This window comes from Paenibacillus sp. UNC496MF, assembly GCF_900113915.1.
GTDB classification, from domain to species: Bacteria; Bacillota; Bacilli; order Paenibacillales; family Paenibacillaceae; genus Paenibacillus_Z; species Paenibacillus_Z artemisiicola.
This window is the reverse complement of the sequence record NZ_FORE01000010.1, coordinates 77,044-96,897: the sequence shown is the minus strand read 5'-3', so window position 1 is coordinate 96,897 and position 19,854 is coordinate 77,044. Positions and strand designations below refer to the sequence as shown.

The 19,854-nt window shown below is 64.2% G+C and carries 18 protein-coding genes; 6 read left to right on the top strand and 12 right to left on the bottom strand.

What is annotated here, in order from left to right; all coding sequences use genetic code 11:
• Positions 1-140: 140 nt before the first annotated feature.
• The 3 genes from BMZ79_RS18285 to BMZ79_RS18275 all read right to left on the bottom strand — a co-directional run bounded on the left by BMZ79_RS18285 (position 141) and on the right by BMZ79_RS18275 (position 2,878).
• Positions 141-737: a TetR/AcrR family transcriptional regulator gene (locus BMZ79_RS18285; RefSeq protein ID WP_090642304.1), complete on the bottom strand. Its 597-nt coding sequence runs from the start codon at positions 735-737 to the stop codon at positions 141-143.
• 292 nt (positions 738-1,029) lie between these two features.
• Positions 1,030-2,193, bottom strand: coding sequence for a sensor histidine kinase (locus BMZ79_RS18280; RefSeq protein ID WP_090642302.1), 1,164 nt, complete (start codon positions 2,191-2,193; stop codon positions 1,030-1,032).
• Positions 2,186-2,878, bottom strand: a complete 693-nt coding sequence (locus BMZ79_RS18275; RefSeq protein WP_090642301.1) for a response regulator transcription factor — start codon at positions 2,876-2,878, stop codon at positions 2,186-2,188. The genes BMZ79_RS18280 and BMZ79_RS18275 overlap by 8 nt, the downstream gene beginning before the upstream one ends.
• Before the next feature lie 223 nt (positions 2,879-3,101).
• Here BMZ79_RS18275 and BMZ79_RS18270 point away from each other — a divergent pair, with 223 nt between their 5' ends.
• The 5 genes from BMZ79_RS18270 (at position 3,102) to BMZ79_RS18250 (ending at position 10,000) form a co-directional block, all read left to right on the top strand.
• Positions 3,102-4,844 carry a sensor histidine kinase gene (locus tag BMZ79_RS18270; RefSeq protein WP_090642299.1) on the top strand — a complete coding sequence of 581 codons (1,743 nt, stop codon included), beginning with the start codon at positions 3,102-3,104 and terminating at the stop codon, positions 4,842-4,844.
• The gene (locus BMZ79_RS18265; RefSeq protein ID WP_177222197.1) at positions 4,837-6,264 is read left to right on the top strand and encodes a response regulator; all 1,428 of its coding nucleotides are present in this window, start codon (positions 4,837-4,839) and stop codon (positions 6,262-6,264) included. The genes BMZ79_RS18270 and BMZ79_RS18265 overlap by 8 nt, the downstream gene beginning before the upstream one ends.
• Before the next feature lie 126 nt (positions 6,265-6,390).
• A complete protein-coding gene (locus BMZ79_RS18260; protein WP_090642296.1) occupies positions 6,391-8,106 on the top strand; it encodes an extracellular solute-binding protein in 1,716 nt (571 codons plus the stop codon).
• Positions 8,107-8,195: 89 nt separating this feature from the next.
• Entirely contained in the window at positions 8,196-9,086 is an 891-nt protein-coding gene (locus tag BMZ79_RS18255; RefSeq protein ID WP_090642295.1) for an ABC transporter permease, read from the top strand.
• Between the two features lie 20 nt (positions 9,087-9,106).
• Complete coding sequence (locus BMZ79_RS18250; protein WP_090642293.1) at positions 9,107-10,000, top strand: carbohydrate ABC transporter permease; 894 nt, start codon at positions 9,107-9,109, stop codon at positions 9,998-10,000.
• A gap of 215 nt (positions 10,001-10,215) precedes the next feature.
• Here the strand turns inward: BMZ79_RS18250 and BMZ79_RS18245 are convergent, their stop codons facing one another.
• The 5 genes from BMZ79_RS18245 to BMZ79_RS18225 all read right to left on the bottom strand — a co-directional run bounded on the left by BMZ79_RS18245 (position 10,216) and on the right by BMZ79_RS18225 (position 14,287).
• A complete protein-coding gene (locus tag BMZ79_RS18245; protein ID WP_090642292.1) occupies positions 10,216-10,683 on the bottom strand; it encodes a heme-degrading domain-containing protein in 468 nt (155 codons plus the stop codon).
• Between the two features lie 79 nt (positions 10,684-10,762).
• Positions 10,763-11,368 carry a pentapeptide repeat-containing protein gene (locus BMZ79_RS18240; RefSeq protein WP_090642290.1) on the bottom strand — a complete coding sequence of 202 codons (606 nt, stop codon included), beginning with the start codon at positions 11,366-11,368 and terminating at the stop codon, positions 10,763-10,765.
• Between the two features lie 80 nt (positions 11,369-11,448).
• A complete protein-coding gene (locus BMZ79_RS18235) occupies positions 11,449-11,739 on the bottom strand; it encodes a hypothetical protein (RefSeq protein ID WP_090642288.1) in 291 nt (96 codons plus the stop codon).
• Between the two features lie 128 nt (positions 11,740-11,867).
• Positions 11,868-12,503, bottom strand: a complete 636-nt coding sequence (locus tag BMZ79_RS18230) for a DUF2306 domain-containing protein (RefSeq protein WP_256252821.1) — start codon at positions 12,501-12,503, stop codon at positions 11,868-11,870.
• 260 nt (positions 12,504-12,763) lie between these two features.
• A complete protein-coding gene (locus BMZ79_RS18225; RefSeq protein WP_090642287.1) occupies positions 12,764-14,287 on the bottom strand; it encodes an MDR family MFS transporter in 1,524 nt (507 codons plus the stop codon).
• Positions 14,288-14,406: 119 nt separating this feature from the next.
• Between BMZ79_RS18225 and BMZ79_RS18220 the strand changes: the two genes are divergently transcribed.
• The gene (locus BMZ79_RS18220; protein ID WP_090642285.1) at positions 14,407-14,961 is read left to right on the top strand and encodes a PadR family transcriptional regulator; all 555 of its coding nucleotides are present in this window, start codon (positions 14,407-14,409) and stop codon (positions 14,959-14,961) included.
• 240 nt (positions 14,962-15,201) lie between these two features.
• On the opposite strand, the gene BMZ79_RS18215 is transcribed toward BMZ79_RS18220, so the two are convergent.
• From BMZ79_RS18215 to BMZ79_RS18195, 4 genes are all read right to left on the bottom strand, one after another.
• Positions 15,202-15,624 carry a universal stress protein gene (locus tag BMZ79_RS18215; protein ID WP_090642284.1) on the bottom strand — a complete coding sequence of 141 codons (423 nt, stop codon included), beginning with the start codon at positions 15,622-15,624 and terminating at the stop codon, positions 15,202-15,204.
• A gap of 42 nt (positions 15,625-15,666) precedes the next feature.
• A complete protein-coding gene (locus BMZ79_RS18210) occupies positions 15,667-16,935 on the bottom strand; it encodes an MFS transporter (protein ID WP_090642282.1) in 1,269 nt (422 codons plus the stop codon).
• Positions 16,936-16,940: 5 nt separating this feature from the next.
• Positions 16,941-17,378 carry a MerR family transcriptional regulator gene (locus tag BMZ79_RS18205; protein WP_090642281.1) on the bottom strand — a complete coding sequence of 146 codons (438 nt, stop codon included), beginning with the start codon at positions 17,376-17,378 and terminating at the stop codon, positions 16,941-16,943.
• 500 nt (positions 17,379-17,878) lie between these two features.
• Entirely contained in the window at positions 17,879-19,837 is a 1,959-nt protein-coding gene (locus BMZ79_RS18195) for an ABC transporter ATP-binding protein (protein WP_090642280.1), read from the bottom strand.
• Positions 19,838-19,854 lie beyond the last annotated feature (17 nt).

Sequence of the window (19,854 nt, the reverse complement as noted above, 5' to 3'; positions counted from 1 at the left end):
GCGGACTGTACGCTAGACGACGATTGACGACGAATTGACGACGATTGGAACGCGAGTTCGAACTCCCGCTTCGCGAAAGCCGTGTTTTTCTATCGAACGTTCGATCTAATCTTGGCGGAAAGAAGCAGGCCGGACTTCGCTTACCCGGTCCAACCTTTTTCTTTGCTCACCGCGTTCCAGCAGGCCCGGATCGCTTGCTCCTCGAGGTCGTCCGTCAGTTCCAGCATGTTCTGCTGATGGCTCTTCAGGAGATAGACGAGGGAGCCGTAATGCATCTGCACCATCATGTGCGGATCGAGCGGGACGAACAATCCTTCTTCGACCGCTTGGCGGTACAGCTCTTCCATCGGTCCGCACCAGCCGCCCGTGTAGGCTTCCAGCTTGGACTGCTCGCGAATGTACGGCGAGAACGAATACTGCTCGATGAACCGGAATCCCTTCGGGTACTGCTTGCCCAGCTCGATCACGCTGCGCCACGCGAGCCGGAACCGCTCCTGCACGGAATCGGCCTGATTCATGCCCTTCGTGACGAATTCGCCGTTGAACTTCACGATGGCCTTGTACAGCTCGTTGATGATGTCTTCCTTGCTGCTGAAGTAGTGGTAGATGTTGCCCGTCGAGACGCCGGAATCCTTCGCGATCAGCGACATCGACGTCGCCTGCAGCTCGCGGTCGATGATCAAGTCCAGCGTCGTCTCCAGGACGGCTTTCTGTACTTTGTTGCAACGCTCGAACATCGGCCTGCCTCCTTTCGTTCGGATTAGATCGAATGATCGTTCTAATCATAATCCTGCAGCCCGCCGCTGTCAACCCGCCGCTCTGCGAGCCGGCTCCGGCGCCCGCCCGGCACGGGTTACCGCGGCGGCACGGCGCAGCCGAGGCAATCGCGGGCGGCCGCCCGGGCGCGCGATTCGCGGCCGACAGCTGCTCCGGCTCGGACAAGGCGACGCCGGCGCGACTCGGCCGCAGGCAACGGACTGCGAGCCCGGTGCCGCCGCGACCAGCCGGGCGCCCGCCCGTGCGCCGCGTTCATTTCCCCCGGCTGGCGCTCCGCGGCTTGAGGGCGGGCTGCTCGGCCGCCGGCGGGGTCTCTCCGCCGTCCAGCGGCAGCCGCACCTCGAAGCAGGTGCGCACGACGTCGCTCCGCGCCTCGATCGTGCCCCCGTGCTGCTCCACGATATTGCGGACGATGAACAGGCCGAGCCCGGTGCCGCCGCCCTGATGGGTCCGCGCCTGGTCGCCGGTGTAGAACATCTCGAACAGATGCGGCAGCTGCTCCGGCGGAATGGAATCGCCGTAGTTGGCCACCTGCACGACGGCCTCGCCGCCTTCCTCGAAGCAGACGATGTCGATGTAATGCCCGTCCGCCCCGTAGCGCGCGGCGTTCGTCAGCAGGTTCTCGAACACCCGCGCCAGCAGCTCGCCGTCGCCGAAGAGGCGGACGTTCGGCGCGATGTCCGGGCGCACGGTCAGCTCCTTGTTCTCGAACAGCGGATACAGCTCCTCGTTCAGCTGCACGAGCAGCTCGCTCAGGTCCAGGTCCGCCCGGTGCAGCGGCGCCATGCCGTGATTCATCCGGGTCACCTCGAACAGCTCGTCGATCAGCTTCTCGAGCCGCTTGGACTTGGTGAACGCGATGCGCGTGTAATGGGCGGACTGCTCCTTGGACAACCCTTCGTCCCGAAGGATGAAATCCAGGTAGCCGAGCACCGACGTCAGCGGCGTGCGCAGGTCGTGCGCCAGGTTGAGCACGAGCTGGTTTTTGCTGCTCTCCGCGAAGTCGCCCCGCTCCACCGCCCGCTGCAGGTTCTCGCCCGCGAGGTTGATGTCGTCGGCGATCCGCTCGAATTCGTCCTGCGAATGGATGACGACGCGGCTGCTGAAATCACCTGCGGCCAAGCCGTGGATGCCCCGCGAGATCGCCTTGAAATACGCCGCGTACGGCTTCGTGAACAAGTAAAAGAACAGAATCGTCAACGGGATCATCAGCAGCATGGCGAACTTGAAGTCGCCGATGCCGTTCGCGATGATGTGCCGCAGCCGGAACAACGGGTCGTCGGCGAATCGCGCGTCGGCCAAGTAATACGATTCCACCGCCTTGTACGCGAGGAATAGCGCAAGCCCCGCAAGCAGCATGCTGAAGACGAGGAAGAGGATCATTTTGACGCGGAAGCTGATGCCGGGCTTACCCATTGAACGTGTACCCCACGCCCCAGACGGTCTTGATCCACTTGTTCTTGTCGTCGCCGAGCTTCTTGCGCAGGGTGCGGATATGGACCATGACGGTATTGCCGCTCTCGTAATACGCTTCGCCCCAGACGCTCTGGAACAGATGCTCCGCGCTGAACACCTTCTTCGGATGGCTCGCCAGCAGGTACAGGATGTCGAATTCCTTCGGCGTCAGCTCGACGGGATGGCCGAACTGCGTCACCGTATGCCGGCCGGGATCGATGACGAGGCCGCCGGCCTCCAGCACGGGCGCGGCGCTTCCCCCCGATTGCTGGTTGAAGTGCAGCGCTCGCCGCAGCTGGGCGTTCACGCGCGCGACCAGCTCCATCGGGTTGAAGGGCTTGGTCATGTAATCGTCGGCGCCGATGACGAGCCCCGTGATTTTGTCGAGGTCGCTCGTCTTCGCGCTGAGGAAGATGATCGGCATCGCGGACGTCTCCCTTATCTGCCGCGTCACCTCGTAGCCGTCCATGCCCGGCATCATGATGTCGAGAATCGCCAGGTCGACCGTCTGCGACTGCACGGTCTGCACGGCCTCGAGGCCGGTCGTCGCCTTGATGCAGCGGTAGCCCTCCCTCGCCAGGTGCAGCTCGACCAGATCGGCGATTTCCGCTTCGTCGTCCGCGATCAATATCGTCATGCGCTTCATCCGTTATTCCAGCTCCCGTGCGGGCAAGCCGAAGCTTGCCGTTTTCTTTTAGTTTACTCCATCGGGCCGGGTTATAGGAAATGCCCGAGGCCGGGCAGGACAAATTTCGCTAAGCCGGCAATCGTATCATGACGGATTTTGGAATCTCGCGTCGAACTTGCGTATGCTATAATACGTCCGAATAACGACGGCGCGCCCGCCGCGGGAAGGAGCACCCAGAGGCATGAAGCGACGCATCATCGCGCGCAAATCCCAGTCTTTAAGACGAAGCCTGGTCATCTACCTGGTCATCGGCAGCCTGCTGCCGCTCGCCGTCCTTGGCGTCATGACGTACTACTCCATTTACTCGATCCTGACGAACAAGATCCAAAGCGGCATCAGCGCCAGCCTGAACCAGGAAGCGGCCACCCTGGAGAACACGATCAACAACCTCGACTTCGCCTCCAAGCAGTTCGCGCTGGACGGGCAGATCGTCGACGAGGTCGGCAGCTTCCTTCAGGAGAAGCAGGTGTACAAGAAGTCGCAGCTCATGGCGAGCATCAACGAGAAGATCAACCTCGTCAACTTCACCAATCCGGTCCTCGGCGTAACCGCTTACGTGGAACCCGGGCTGGACGATCCGGTGCTGTTCACGAACTTCAGCCTGAGCCGCGATTTCGGCACGGACAAGCTGCCGCCGTTCATGTCCTACAACGGCGCGTCGTACTTCGGCCCGCACAAGACGATGTACAGCTCGAGCAACAACTTCGTCTTCTCGTCGCTGCGGGTGGTGCGCGTGCCCGGCGCCAAAGACGTGTACATCTACTTGGAGACCAACTACAACCTGTTCGCCAAAATTCTGAGCGAGCGCTCCTACGGCATGAGGGTGACGCATCTGCTCGTCAACGAACACGGCGACATGACGTATGTCGAAAACAAAGACATGCCCCGCGAAGCGCTCGACGTCTCCTGGACCGACGACGCCTCGCCGCACAAGATCAGCGGCGGCTACCACCTGTTCCGCTACAAGAGCCCGCAGGGCTGGCAGCTGATCGCCGCGGTGAAGCAATCGACGTTCAACAGCGAGATCTATTCGTGGCTGTACAAGCTGTTCTTCGTCGCGCTCGCGACGCTCGTGTTCTCCGTCCTGCTCGCGCTGTTCATCTGGAAGCAGGTGTACCGGCCGCTCCGGAAGGTCAATTCCGAGATCGTGCGGATGGCGGAGAACATCGAAGCCCCGGTCGCCTATACGCGCGTCGAGGAGTTCGACCTGCTGCTCGGCAACTTCCAGGACATGAAGACGAAGATCAACGGGCTGCTGAACGAGGTGGAGCATAACGAGCAGCAGAAGAGCCGGCTGGAGATCGAGAAGCTGCTCAGCCAGATCAACCCGCATTTCCTGCACAACACGCTGAACACCGTCCAGTGGCTCGCCCGGATGAACGGCCAGAAGGAAATCGACAAGCTCGTGACCCTGCTGGTCAAGGTGCTGCACTACAACCTCGGGAAGAAGAGCATCATCGTGACGATCCAGGACGAGATCGACGCCCTGCAAAACTACATGGAGCTTCAGCGCATCCGCTACGACTACGAGTTCGAATACGCGGTCGACGTCGACGAGGCGGTCGTCGGGGCCGCGATTCCGCGCTTCCTGCTCCAGCCGCTCGTGGAGAACGCGATTTACCACGGCACGGGCGAGCGCCAGGGACGGGTCGCGATCACGATCCGGGCGCTGGAAGGCGGCCGCGTCTCGCTCCGGGTGGCCGACAACGGCGACGGCATCGACCCCGAGACGGCGCAGCGGCTCCTCCATGAAGATCCCGGCGCCGCCAAGCGCGGCCTCGGCATCGGGCTGTCCTACGTCAACCGGCTGCTGAAGCAGTTTTACGGGGAGCGGATGTCCATCGACATCGCCGGCGTTCCCCATGAAGGCACGACGATTACGATTATCATTCCGCGCAAAGCGAAGGAGGAGTTCGATGATTAGGGCAATGGTTGTGGATGACGAGAAGCTCGTGCGCAAAGGGTTCATCTCCGTCATCGACTGGGCGTCCTTCGGGATCGTGATCGCCCAGGAGGCCGCCGACGGCCGGGCGGCGCTGGAGCTGCTCGAGAAGCAGGAGGTCGATCTGCTGTTCACGGACCTCACGATGCCGGGCATGGACGGCTTCGAGCTGCTCGGCCGCGTCCGGACGCGGTTCCCGCGGATGAAGTCCGTCGTGCTGACCTGCCACCACGAATTCGATTACGTGCAGGAAGCCATGCGGCTCGGCGCGATCGACTACATCGTGAAGACGGTGCTCGACATGGACAACGTCGACGACGTCATGAACCGGATCGTCGACCGCGTCCGCTGGGAAGCGAGCAGCCGCGCGGCGTACGCCCCCGGCGCGGACCCGGACCGCGAACGGTTCGCCTCCGGCGACGCCCTGGCGTTCGTCCCGCTCGACCCGGACGCGGATCCCGCCGAGCTGCTTCGGCTGCCGTTCGCCCAGCGCCATGCGATGCTGGAGCTGGTCGGCGGCGTCCGGATGGCGCAGCTCGCCCCGCCCGGCTGGACGCCGGAGCTGCGGCGCGAGCTCGAGGGCCTGCATGCCGGCCGCTGGCGCACGGCGCTCGTCGCCGGCTTGGAGGACCGCCCGCCTGCGGACGTGAAGCGCGCGCTCGGCGAGCGGCTGGCCCGCCATCTCTTCTACGCGCCCGAGCCGCCGGACGGCCGCCCGCCCGAGATCCCGTACGAAGCGCTCGCGAAGGCGCGGCCGGACGCGGACGCCGGGCTCGAAGCCGCGTTCGACGGGTGGCTCTCCGTCAAGTGGGCGCTCGGCGCGGCCGAATGGGACGCGTTCGAGCGGGCGGTCGCGGACCTGCGCCCGGCGCCGGAGCGGCTCGAGGCGTTCGCCCGGGCGCTCGAGCGCGAATGGGCGGGCGTGCTGCTGGACGGGGAAGCGCTCCGCCGGCTGAACGCCGACGGCGCGCCGCGCCATGCCTGGGCGCCGTGGCGGGACTGGTTCCGGCTCTTCGCCGACCTGGCGCAGCGCCGGATGCTCGAGCTCTCGCTGTCGCGGGAATTGATGGCGAGCCTGATCCAAGCCCTCCGCTACATGCGCTCGCACGCGGGCGACAAGATCAACCAGGCCGACGTCGCCCTGCGCATCAACATGAGCCGCAGCTATTTCAGCCAATGCTTCACCCGCTTCGCCGGCCAGTCGTTCGGCGAGACGCTCCGCGGCATGCGGATCGAGCGCGCCAAGGCGCTGCTTCTGGAATCCGACGCGCCCGTTTACGAGATCGCCTCCCTCGCCGGCTTCGAGGACGACAAGTATTTCAGCCGCGTGTTCAAGGAGCGCGTGGGCCTGCTGCCGACGGAATACCGGAACCAAAGGGGGAAAACGGTCGGCAGCCGGTAGGAAAACGGTTCGCCAACTGCGAACGCCGCCGGATCATCTGCGGCTCGTTTTCTCTCCGGCCGCACGCGCCCGATCGGGTAAGATGAAAGCGTAAACACGAATCAAACACAAACGGGGTGTTTTTTTATGAAAGCGAAGCTTCTTCTCACGGCGATGGCCATGTCCCTCGTCTTGTCCGCCTGCGGCGACAACGGCGGCAACAGCGGCAATGCCGGCAACGGCGGCAACGGCAGCCAGGCCTCCGGCAACGACGGCCAAGCGGCGAACGCCGGCAACGAGGCGACGGGCGACGATCTGGCCTACGGCAAATCCGCCGAGCCGGTCACGCTCAGCATCGGATTCAAGATTCCCGACGACAAGCTCAAGAACGGCGACACGAACGAGAACAACATCGTCTCCCGCTACTTCGAGAGCCTGACGAACGTCAAGGTCGTCCACGCCTGGGAAGCCAAGGGCGACGACGCGTTCAAGCAGAAGGTCAACCTGGCGATCGCGAGCAACGACCTGCCGGACGCCATGGTCGTCGACCGCAACCAGCTCCGCAAGCTGATCGACAACGACATGCTGGAGGACCTGACGGACACCTACGAGAAATACGGCTCGCAGCTGGTCAAGGACCTGTACGCCTCCACGAACGGCATGGCGCTCGCGGACGCGACGTCGGACGACAAGCTCTACGGCCTGCCGAACGTGGCGATCGAAGCCGACGCCCCGTCGCTCCTGTGGGTGCGCCAGGATTGGCTGGACAAGCTGAAGCTGTCCCCGCCGAAGACGATGGACGATCTCGAGAAGATCGCCAAGGCGTTCGTCGAGCAGGATCCCGACGGCAACGGCAAGGCGGATACGGTCGGCCTCGAGGGCGACAAGTCGGTCGTCTACGGCCAGAAACCGAATCCGAACGGCTTCGACGCGATCTTCGGCGCGTTCCACGCCTTCCCGAAGAACTGGATCAAGGACGCGAGCGGCAACGTCGTGTACGGCTCGATCGCGCCGGAGAACAAGGAAGCGCTCGCGAAGCTGGCCGACTGGTACAAGAACGGCCTGATCGACAAGCAGTTCGCGCTCTACAAGGAGACGCAGGAGCCGATCGTGGCGAACAAGACCGGCTTGTTCTTCGGCCCGTGGTGGATGCCGTACTGGCCGCTCGCCGACTCCGTCACGAACGACACCAAGGCGGAATGGAAAGCGTACGCCGCGCCGCTGGACGCGGACGGCAAGTTCACGACGCACATGGCGCCGGTCACGGACCGCTACGTCGTCGTCCGCAAGGGCTACGAGCATCCGGAAGCGGCGATCAAGATGCTGAACGTCTTCACCCGCTACGAGCGCAGACAGGACCCGAACACCGAGGAAGCGAAGAAGCTGGACGATTACGCGGCCGAGACCGGCGTGCACATCCGCAACTTCTATCCGTTCGACCTGCTGCTCGACTACTCCGACGCCGTCGTCAAGCGGTATAACGACGTGCAGAAGGCCGTCAAGGGCGAAGTCGATCCGTCGACGTTCGATCCCGACACGAAGCTGGTCTACGACTTCACGATGGCCGAGAAGGAAAATCCGAAGAAGAACATGGACGCCTGGAAGCCGGCCAAGGCGTACGAGATCGGCGGCGCGGTCCTCGCGACCCAGCCGATGGAGAAAGTGTACAGCGTGTTCTACGGCATGACCCGCACCATGGAAACGAAGTGGGCGACGCTCGAGAAGCTCGAAAGCGAGACGTTCCTGAAGATCATCGTCGGCGATCTGCCGGTCAGCGCCTTCGACGACTTCGTCGCGCAGTGGAAGAAGCTCGGCGGCGACCAGATCACGAAGGAAGTCACGGACATCGTCAACGACAAGTAAGACGGCCTTAACGGCAGCGGCGGGCTTCCGGGCGACGTCCCGGAAGCCCTTTTTTATCCAAAAAATTCTCGAAAAAGCGGTGAGAACCGATGCGCACGAAAAAGAATGGCTTTCACTACAACCTCATGGTCCTGCCAGGCATCGTCTTTCTGGCCTTGTTCAGTATCGTACCGATGTTCTACGCCGTCATGGCGTTCCAGAACTTCAAGCCGGGACGCGGCATCCGGGGCTCGGAATGGGTCGGCCTCGATAACATTACCTATCTCTTTCAGCTGCCCGACAGCAGGCAAATTTTCTTCAACACCATCTTCCTGGCGGTGCTCAAGATCATCGCCAACCTGATCGTGCCGCTCGTGTTCGCCCTGCTTCTGAACGAAGTGCGGCAGCGGTTCCTGCGGAAATCGATCCAAACCATCGTCTATTTGCCGCACTTCCTCTCGTGGGTGCTGCTTGCGACCATATTCTTCGACGTCTTCTCGCTCGACGGCATCGTCAACAAGGTATTCGGCCTGTTCGGCATCGATCCCGTCCTGTTCTACGCCAGCAACAAGTGGTTCCCGGCCATCATCGTCGGCACGGACGTCTGGAAGGAATTCGGCTTCAACGCGATCGTCTACCTGGCGGCGCTGACCGGCATCAATCCCGTGCTCTACGAGGCGGCGAACATCGACGGCGCGAGCCGCTTCCGCCAGCTGTGGCACGTCACGCTGCCCGGCGTGCGAACGACGGTCGTGCTGCTCGGCACGCTGGCGCTCGGCAACGTCATGAACGCCAACTTCGACCAGATCTTCAACATGTACAACCCGCTCGTCTACCAGTCTTCCGACATTATCGACACGTACGTCTACCGCGTCGGCCTGAACGACCTGCAGTACAGCCTCGCGACCGCGGTCGGCCTGTTCAAGTCGGTGGTCAGCTTCATCCTCGTCGTCGTGTCGTACGTGCTGGCGAGCCGCTTCGCGAACTATCGCATTTTCTAACTCGAATGGGGTGACTACCAATGGTGGGAAGAGCCAATCTATCGAACCGGGTGCTGGACACGACGATTCTGATCGCGCTGATCGTTTTCTCGCTCGCGTGCCTCGTGCCGATCCTGCATACCCTTGCCGTCTCCTTCTCCGATAAGGCGGCGGCCGACGCCGGGCGGGTGCTGCTGCTGCCGATCGACGCCACGACGGCCAGCTACGCCAAGGTGCTCGACGACGGACTATTCTTCCATGCGTTCTATATCTCGATTAAGCGGGTAGTATTCGGCGGCCTGCTGAACTTCGCGCTGACGGTCATGATGGCTTACGCGCTCTCGAAGGATGCCAAGCAGTTCCGGATGCGCAACGTGTACATGTGGTTCCTCGTGTTCACCATGCTGTTCAGCGGCGGCATCGTGCCGTGGTTCATGACGATCAAGTCCTACGGCCTGCTCAATTCCATGTGGGCGCTCATTCTCCCCCACGCCGTGCAGGTATTCAACGTCATCCTGCTCATGAACTTCTTCCGCAACCTGCCGAAGGAGCTGTCGGAAGCGGCCGAGATCGACGGCGCCGGACCGTGGTACATCATGATCCGCCTGTTCGTCCCGCTGTCGCTGCCGGCGATCGCCACGGTGACGCTGTTCAGCATCGTGTTCCATTGGAACTCGTTCTTCGACGGCCTCATCCTGATGAACAAGCAGGACCACTATCCGCTGCAGACGTACATCCAGACGCTGGTCGCCCAGCTCAGCGCGCAGGCAATGACCGGCATGTCGCCGGAGCAGCTGGCGCAGGCGATGGCGGTGTCCAACCGGACGTTCAACGCGGCGAAAATCATCATCTCGATGATTCCGATCCTGCTCATCTATCCGTTCATCCAGCGCTTCTTCATTCACGGCATCACGCTCGGCTCCGTCAAGGAATAGCTTCGGCGTTCGCACAACGCCCCGGAAGCGGCATCGGTTCGAAACCGGCGCGCCGTTCCGGGGCGTTTTTCGCGCCGGGGCACGGCGCGGGCGGCTTGAGCCCCGGCGCGTCAGCCTGGCCCCGAAATGCCGAAAAGACCGGCTGCCGCTGCCTGCGGGCCGGTCTTTCCTCGTTTATGAGCCTCCGTCGCTGCTTCGCCGAAGCCTTGATCGCGTTAAGTCCGGGTCAAATAATGGCGCAGGCCGTCCACGGCGACCTGATGGTCTTCCTCGCCGGCCAGCCCGGATACCGTGACCGTGCCGACGACGCCCTGGCCGCGCACGATGATCGGGAACGAGCCGCCCTCGCCCTGGTACTCCTCGAGCGGCAGGCCGGAGCCGTCCTTGAACGTCGTGCCTTCGGCCTTAAACTTCTCGCCGACGTACAGCGAGCTGTGGCCGAAATGGCGCACCGCGTTCTTCTTCGCGTTGATCCAGTACGTGTTGTCCTTGGACGTGCCCGTCATGTAATGCGTGAACAACGGAACCTCGCCGTTCTCGATATGGACCGCGATCCCTTTGCCGAGCACGTCCTTGGCGTGCTTGACGATGATGCAGCCCAGCTCGAAAGCGTCCTCGTTCGTGAAATAATCGAATTGCAGCTCCTCTTCCTGTGCCAACAGCGCGTGCAGAAAATCGCTCATGGTCTGGTCGTCCCTCTCTTCGCTTCGGATTCCCTCTTAGTGTACGACAAATCGGGACGGCACGCCAAATCAGGCCGCGTCAGTCCACCTTCGCGCCGTGCGCCCGCAGGAACAGGACGGCCTGGGCGGCGTCCATCCGCACGCCCTTCACGTCGACGGAAGGCCAGTTCACCCCGTCCATGACGGCGCCGCGCAGGTCCGCGCCCTTCAGCTTGGCCTGGGCCAGGTTGACCCGCGTCAGGTCGCAGCCCCGCAAGTCCGCCTTCTCGAGGTTGGCGCCCGACAGATCGGCCTCCTTGAAGCAGACGCCGCGCAGGTCCTGCTTGGTCAGCCGCGCATGCCGGAGGTTCACGTAAGACCAGTCCCCGCCGGCGACGGTGAAGCCGTCCAGCTGCGCCTGGGCGAAGTCGGTCCCCGTCATCTTGCAGGCCGCGAACTTCGCCACGAACAGATTCGCTTCGGTAAACCGGCAGTTGAGAAAGGCCGACTCCGCATGCGTCGACGCGTTCAGCAGCGCGCCGCGGAAGCTGCAGTCCACGAAGCGGCAGCCGGTCGTCGCCAGCTCCTCCATGGACGCGGCCGAGAAATCGCAGCGCTCGAACGTGCAGCGGATCAGCTCGCCGTCCCGCAGGTCGCGGCCGCCGAAATCGACGGCTTCGTAATGTTGATCGATATAGGAATACATTGGGGTTCCTCCTTGGTGCCGCAGGCGCGCCGGTCGTTGCGGATCTATGGGAACGCGCGGCCGGGTCGCCGGGGCGGCGCTTACGGCCCGGTTCCCCTCGACGCCACGTACCAGCCGTAGCCGGACTTCTTGACGTAGACGAAGGATGCCTCCAGCCCGGACGCGTGATAGAGATCGCCATATCGCGGATCGTCCTTGGTCGTGCCTTCCGTGACGCGCGCCTCGAAGGCGAGCACGGGATGGAAGGACAGCAGGATGTCCTTCCGGACGGCCCATTCGGGCGTCGGGGACGGCGAGAACAGCGCCAGCGCGAAGCCGGCGACGATGACGATCGGCACGGCGGCCGTCATCCGCTTGCCGCGGTTTGCCATGGCAGGTCGCTCCTTTGCTCGGGCCCGCGCAAGCCGAATGCGGGCATGAGTATGCGTTCACGGTACGCTAGCTTAGTTCGGGCCAGCCCGCCCGGAATCCTTCCCGCGCTGCGCGCATTCACCCGCGACTATGACTTCTTCGGCTTCAGCAGCACCCATTCCACCACGGCGAAGTTCGCGACCAGTCCCGCCCAAATGTTCGCGTTCAGCACGGCCTCGACCATGCCTTCCCGGCCCGCGGGCAGCGTAAAGCCGTGCAGCAGGCCGTACGTCAGCAACAGCAACGGCACGAGCAGCCGCCCGCTCACGGCGACCAGCGTGATGCCGAAGCTGCGGAGCATCCAGATCCGGTGCGCCTCGAAGTCGCGGCGCACGGCGCCGCGCCAGCCCTTCCAGGCCGTGAAGAGCCATGCGAGCGCCAGCGCGAGGAAGCCCGTCGCCTTCGAGAAGTCCTCCATATAGCCGGCAAGCGGAAGCGCCAGCAGCCCGGCGGCCCCGACGCTCGCGACGTAGACTCGGCCTGCGATGCGGTGCAGCCCGGGCCGCCGCGCGCGGAGGCGCCCGGAGAACTGGGCGAAGCCCGCGAGCATCGCGGCGAACGCGAACGCGATATGGGCGATCAGCAGCGGGAAGCGCAGGCTGCCCGGCGCGATGTCCACCCGGCTGTTCGCGGGGTCGAACGTGAAGTACGGCGCGGCGAACGGAATCATGACGCCGAGCGACACGATTAGCAGCAGCAGCCGGCGGTTTAGCTTCGTCTTCAAGACTGGGCACGCTCCTCGTCGGCGGCCGCCTGTCCGGGCGGCCGTCCGTTCTCGCCTCTCATCGTAACACAGCCCCGGAACGAGCTTCGTCCGTCTCGGGACGGAGGCGCGGCGCCTCCGTAACGCCGAAGAACCCCGGGCGGCCGGCGGCCGCCCGAGGTTCGGAAGAGATGCGCGCTTGCGGCGCAAGCGTGCCGGCACCGGGTTCGCCGCGACGGCGCCGCGACGGGCGCGACGGCGCCGGCAGGCCGCGGCAGCCGTTACGCCTTCGCGTCGGCCGTCGGCGCGCCGGCGGTGCGGACTTCGCCGCCCGCGGCCGGACGGGCCTGCGCGGCGCCATCCGCTTCGGCGGCCGCCGGCTTCGCCCGGCCCACGAACATGGCCAGCGGCAGCGCGATGATCGCGACGATCGTGGCGATCAGGTACACGTCGTTGACGCTCATCGTGAACGCCATCATGCCGATGTGCTGCTCGTTCGTGTCCCCGGCCTTCGCCAAATCCGCGGCGTGCTGCGTGGAGCGCGACGCGAGCAGCGTCGTGAAGACGGCGATCGCGAACGAGCCGAACACGTTGCGCAGCCAGTTGGAGATCGAGGACGCGTGCCCCGTCAGGTGGCGCGGGATGCGCTCCATCGCCGCGTTGCTGGCGGGCATCATGACCATGGCGATGCCGAGGTTCCGCACGATCATCCACCAGAGGATATAAGTATGCGAGATGTCGATGCTGCCCCAGCTCAGCATCAAGGTGCCGAGGGCGAGCAGCGGAATGCCGACGCCCATCAGCCAGCGCGGGCCGATCGACGTATACAATTTGCCGATAATAGGCATAACGAGTGCCATGACGAGCGATGCCGGCAGCAGGATCAGCCCCGTGTCCATCGTCGACACCTGCTGGATGCGCTGCAGGAAGAGCGGCGTCAGCAGCGTGCCCGAGTACAGGCTGATCGTCAGGATGACGGTGATGATCAGGTTGAGCGTGTAGCGGCCGTTCGCGAGGACGCGCAGATTAAGCAGCGGCGATTTGGACCGCAGCTCCTGCCAGACGAACGCGAGCAGCAGCAGGACGCCGACGACGATCAGCGAGACGACCTTCGCGGAGCCCCAGCCCCACGTGCCGCCTTGGCCGAGCGCGAGCAACAGCGACGCGCTGCCGATCAGGACGGTGGCGAAGCCGATGCCGTCGAATTTCTTCGGCACGCTGAGCCGGTAATACGGAATATAGGCGGCCACGAGCACGATGGCGATCAAGCCGATCGGAATGTTCATCCAGAAAAGCCACTGCCAGTCGAAGTTCTGCAGCAGCCAGCCGCTGAAGGTCGGGCCGATCGCCGGCGCCATCATAGAGGCGAGCGACCAGAGCGCGATGGCCATGGCTTGCTTTTCCCGCGGGATGACCTGGTAGACGACCGCCATCGAGGCCGGAAGGATCAAGCCGCTGAACGCCCCTTGCAGGATTCGGAACGCGATCAGCGAATATTCGTCCCAAGCGACGGCGCAGAGGAGCGACGACAGCGTGAAGCCGACGAGCGCGAGCAGAAACAGCCGCTTGTAGCTGAACCTCTCGCCCAGGTAGCCGACGATCGGCGCGAACGTCCCCATCGCCAGCATGAAGCCGGTCAGCGTCCACTGGATCGTGCTCAGGCTCGTTTGAAAATGGTCTTGCAAAATCGGCAGCGCGATATTGATCGTGCTGGATGCCAGAACGCACAAAAACGACCCCACGAATATGGCGGTCATAATCGGCCAGAAGCTGGCTTTCGTTTGGGCTTGCTCACCCTGTTCCATGGTCTCCCCATCTCTCCGTTCGTTTGCTGATATGTAGCTTTTTACATATACTGAATACAGCCCTATTATAGAACCGAACCGCGCTTATGTCAAAATTTACTTATGAAGGGAAGCGTCCCGTGAACACCTTATCGTACGGCCTCCTCAGCCTCCTGTCGCATACCGCCGATTCCGGCTACGATCTCATGCTGAAGATCCAGCCGTTCTGGCCCGCCAAGCACAGCCAGATCTATCCCCTGCTCGCCCAGCTCGAAAGCGGCGGCTACGTGCGCCACACGCTCGTCGTCCAGACGGACAAGCCGGACAAGAAGGTCTACTCCATCACCGACAAAGGGCTGAACGCCCTGCGCAATTGGCTGACGCTGCCGACGGACGAGCCGGTCACCCGCGACGAGCTGGTGCTCAAGGTCTTCTGCATGGAACAGGGCGACCCCGCCGATATCCGCCGCATGCTCGAGATGCGGCTCGCGTATTGCCGCGACCAGCTGCAATGGCTGCAGACCAAGATGGACGCCTACACGAAGCTCAACCCTTCCCCGTCGTTCGGCATCCTGCTCCTCATGGAGAAAGGGCAGTTCGCCATCAAGGCCGACCTGCAGTGGGCGGAATGGGCGCTCGGCCGGCTGGACGAGCGCGAAGCGGCACAAGGTTCGCCGCGCGCGGACGACGCCTGATGATGACGCGCGCGAGGCCGGGGACGTCCGCTCATCACGCTCGATCAATCTCGAAACCCGAAGAACGACCGTGCCGCCCGGCGATTCGCCGTCCGCCCGGTCGTTTCGTGTTGCGCGGTCGGCGTGGAAGTTCGGCCGCTGAAGCCCCTCGCGCGCCAACGCGAAAAAACCCGCCCGTCCATGCGGCTTGAATCCGCATGAACGAACGGGACGGGAACGGTGCCGCTTCCGGCCGGCCGGTTACTTCACCAGCAGCACCGGGCAGTGCGCGTGCTTCGCGACGGCGTGGCTGACGCTGCCGAGCAGCAGCTCGGAGACGAGGCCGACGCCGCGGCTGCCCATGACGATCAGGTCGGCGCCGGCTTCCTTCGCCGTGCGGCAGATGACCGCGGCGGGGTCGCCTTCGGCGAGCAGGACCTTGTGGCCGGCGCCGGCCGCCGCCAGCTTGGCGTTCGCGTACGCCAGCACGTGCTTGTCCTCTTCCTTGAGCGCCTCCTCGATGCCCGTCGCGACGGTCGGCTCGTTCAGCGTCACGCCCGGATTGACGTGAAGCGCCGTCAAGCGGACGCCGCCGCCGAGCGCGCCGGCCAAGCGGACGGCATGGTCGAGCGCCTTGCCGGACAGCTCCGATTCGTCGATCGAGATCAAAATATGGTTGTACATGGCGGTTTCCTCCCTGGTATTCGCCTGCGGGAACGGGCGTGATTAGTGTGCGCTCTCGACGTCGTCGACATGCTTCAGGTGCTTCGCATTCACCAGCAGGTACAGGGACGCGATGACGACGAACGCGCCGCCGACGATGAACGGCATGTGCGGGTTGAACCAGTCGGCCAGCTTGCCGGCCAAGTACGGCGCGATCGCGCCGCCGATGAAGCGCAGGAAGCTGTAGGCCGCCGAAGCGGTCGGGCGCTCGACCGGCGCCGCGTTCATGACCGCGGTCGTGATGAGCGTGTTGTTGTTGCCGAGGAACGCCCCGGCGACGATGACGGCGACGATGACGACCGCCTTGTCCGTCGTCCACTCCGCCATCACGAACAGCGTGACCGCGAACAGCAGCAGCATCGCGACCATCGAGGCCAGCGTGCCGAAGCGCCTCTGCAGCCACGGCGCCATGAAGACCGACGTGAAGGCGAGCATCAGGCCCCAGCCGAGGAACACGTAGCCGAGCTGGTGCTCGTCGAGGCCCAAGCCGCCGAGCACGAGCGCCGCGTAGACGAGCAAGGTGAAGAAGCCGAAATTATACAGGGCCGCCGCGATGCCGAAGGTGCGCAATGCGCGGAATTTCAGCGCGCGGAACGGATCGGCGAGCGACGTCTTCTTCTTCGCGGCCGCGGACGTCCCGGCCGGCGCGAGCTTCCGGCGGCTCGGCATGAGCGCCAGGATGAGCAGGAACGCCAGCACCATCAGGCCGGCGACGCCGAAGAACGGGCCGCGCCAGGAGATGGCGCCGAGCTCGCCGCCGAGCAGCGGCCCGACGGAGATGCCGAGGCCGACGGCCACTTCGAAGAGAATGATCGATTTGCCGACGCCCGTCTTGGACAACGAGACGATCGCCGCGAGCGCCGTCGCCACGAACATGGCGTTGCCGAGCCCCCAGCCGCCCCGCAGCCAGACCAGGCTCCAAATCCCGTTCGACATCCCGCCGAGCGCGGAGAAGACGGCGATGACGATGATGCCCGAGAGCAGCGTCCATTTCATGCCGAGCCGGGAAGAAATGAAGCCCGTGACCAGCATCGCGACCGCCATGACGGCGTTATAGCTCGTGAACAGCAGGGTTACGTCGCTTGCGGAGGCGTGCAGCTTCTCGGCAATCGCCGGCAGAATCGGGTCGACGAGGCCGAGCCCCATGAACGCGATGACGCTGGCGAACACGACCGCCCAGACCGCGATCGGCTGGCTGAACATACTGACGTTCTTCGCGGGCAGCGCTTCGGACGCGCCGCCGCGATGACTTCCGGTAGCAGAGGATTGCATGCGGCTTAAAGCTCCTTTTCGTTGGATAGTCTGACGATGCCGTCGGAGACGCGCGCGCGGAGGCCTTCGATTTCGCCTCGGAATTCGGCCATTCGGGCGAGCTTCTGGTCGATCATGCCGAGCTGCTGGTCGATCGTGGCCTGAATGCCGCGCAGCTGCCGCAGCTTCTCCTCCCGCTCCTCCGTCTTCCGGTACGTCTGCTTCCGTTCGTCCAAATTCTCGTGAACCGCGACGAATTCGAGCAGCTCCTGCAAGGAAAACCCGAGCACGTCGCGGGCGTTGATAAGCTGCTTCAGCCGCTCGATATGCTTGCGGGCGTACAAGCGGATGCCGCCCTCGCTTCTCTCCGGAGGCGGGATCAGCCCGAGCTCCTCATAGTAGCGGATGGTCCGCTTCGTCAGCCCGCATGCCTTCGCGACCTCGTCGATCTTGAACGTTTCCATGGACCCGTCGTCTCCTTCCTGTGGACCGCATCGATCTCATCTATCAAGCATAGGCATTTCTAACGTTAACGTCAACGTTAACTTTTGGCTGCATGGATTCATTGCCGGAATCGGCTGTTTCTAGCATGCCCTCAATGACCCGTATCATCCGCTGCCGGCGGCTCGGTCAGCCCCTTTGAGCGCAACCGGAAGGGGACCTTCGCGCGCCGCGAAGGTCCCCCTGGATTAACGATGCCGCAACCGGCGGCAGACGGTTCATTTTGCTTGACCGGCCAGCATCAAATATAAATATTTGTCCGCATGCTTCGTCTCGTCGGTGAGAATTTCGAACACCATATCCCTGTAAAACGGGTCGGCAGTCCGGCGCGAATGTTCCGGTAACGCTCGACGGCCGCCAATTCGCCGAAAAACGCCTTCCTTAGGCCGTCCGCGTAGGACGCCGGCTTCTCGAATGCCTCTTCCTGTCCCGCGCCGACGGCTTGCCGCCCCCGCTTGCCGTGCTAGCGCCCCTCAAGCTCCGCTTCGACGTGGAACTGCGTCTCGTACAGCTGTTTGTACAGCGGGTCGCGCTCGACCAGCTCGGCGTGCGTGCCGACGGCGGCGACGCGTCCCCGCTCCATGACGACGATTTTGTCCGCTTTCAGAATCGTGGACAGCCGGTGCGCGATGACGAGCGCGGTCCGGCCTTCCAGCAGGACGGCCAACGCGTCTTGGATTTTGCGCTCGATGACGGTGTCGAGCGCGCTCGTCGCCTCGTCGAGCAGCACGATCTTCGGCCCCTGCAGCAGCACGCGCGCGATGGCGAGCCGCTGGCGTTCGCCGCCCGAGAGGCGGTAGCCCCGTTCCCCGACGACCGTGTCGTAGCCCTCCGGCAGCGCGGCGATCGTCTCGTGGATCTGGGCGGCGCGGCACGCGGCCTCCATCTCTTCGATCGTCGCCGTATCCTTGGCAAGGCGCAGGTTGTTCGCGACCGTGTCGTGGAAGAAGAACGGATCCTGCGGCACGAGCCCCATCTGGGCGCGCAGCGCGTGCAGCGTCAGCGTCCGCGTGTCCGTCCCGTCGAGGAGCAGCCGCCCCTCGGCCGGGTCGGAGAACCGCGGAATGAGGTTGAGCAGCGTCGTCTTGCCGGCGCCGCTCGGCCCGACGAGCGCGACGGTCTCGCCGGGCTCGATCGCGAGGTCGATCTCCCTCAGCGCCCAGCGCTCGGCCGGCCGCTCCGGCGTACCGCCGCTGCCGTCCGTGCCGCCGCCCGGAAGCCGGCGCCGGCCGTTCGCGTCCGCCGGCCCCTCCGCCCGCGTCTCCCGCGGGCTCGGCGCGTACGAGAACGACACCCCCTCCAGCCGCAGGCTTCCCTGCACGCTGTTGTCCGGGATGGCCCGCGTCCCGTCGACGACCTCCGGCTCCACGTCCATGATGCCGAAGATGCGCCGGAACAGCGCGACGGACGAGAGGATGCTCACGTGCAGCTGCGCCAGCTGGCTGAGCGGACCGTACAGGCGGGACAGCAGCGCCGTGAACGCGACGATGACGCCGAGGCCGATGTCGCCCTTCACCACGAGCCAGCCGCCGTAGCCCCACAGCAGCGCCGGCCCGATGGACGAGAACATGCTCAGCCACATGAACAGCCACCGGCCGACCAGCGCCTGGCGCACCTGCAGGTCGCGCAAGGTCCGGTTCGATTCGGCGAATTCCTTCTCCTCCGGCCCCTGCCGGTTGAAGATGCGGATGAGCAGCGCGCCGCTCACGCCGAGCGACTCGCTCAGCTGGACGGTCATCTTCGACAGCCACTGCTGGATCTGGCCCTGCAGCTGCTGCCGGGACTTGCCGACGCGTTGGGTCGGAATGACGAAGCCGGGCACCACGACGACGGCCAGGATCGCGAGGCGCCAGTTCATGCTGAACATGAGGAACAGCGTCGCCGCGATGCTCAGCAGGTTGCTGACGAAGCCGACGAACGTCGAGGTGACGACGCTCTGGATGGCGGTCACGTCGTTCGTGACGCGCGAGACGAGATCCCCCGACTGGCGGGAGGCGAAGAAGCCGACCGTCTGCCGCTGCAGATGGCGGAAGATCGCGATCCGGTAATCCGCCATGACGTTCTGGGCGATCAGATTGCTGAGATACGACTGCAGCACGCCGAGCAGTCCCGTGCCGATCGACACGAGGATGAGCGCCAGCGTATATTCCACGATGAGGGACATGTCGCGCCGCTGAATGCCCTCGTCGATGATCTTCTGCGTCAGCCATGCCGGAATGGCGCCGCCGAGCGACACCGCCAGAATGACGATCGTGACGACGATGGTGTAAGGCCAATACGGTACGAACGCCCGCAGCGCGCGCCGAAAAATCGGCCAGTCGAAATGTTCGCTCTCGGCCAGCTCCCGCATCCGCCACCGGTTGCCCCCCGCTCCTTGGCCGCCGCTGCCGGCGCCGAGGCCTAATCCGCGAAATTCTTGCATGCCGTCCGCTCCTCTCC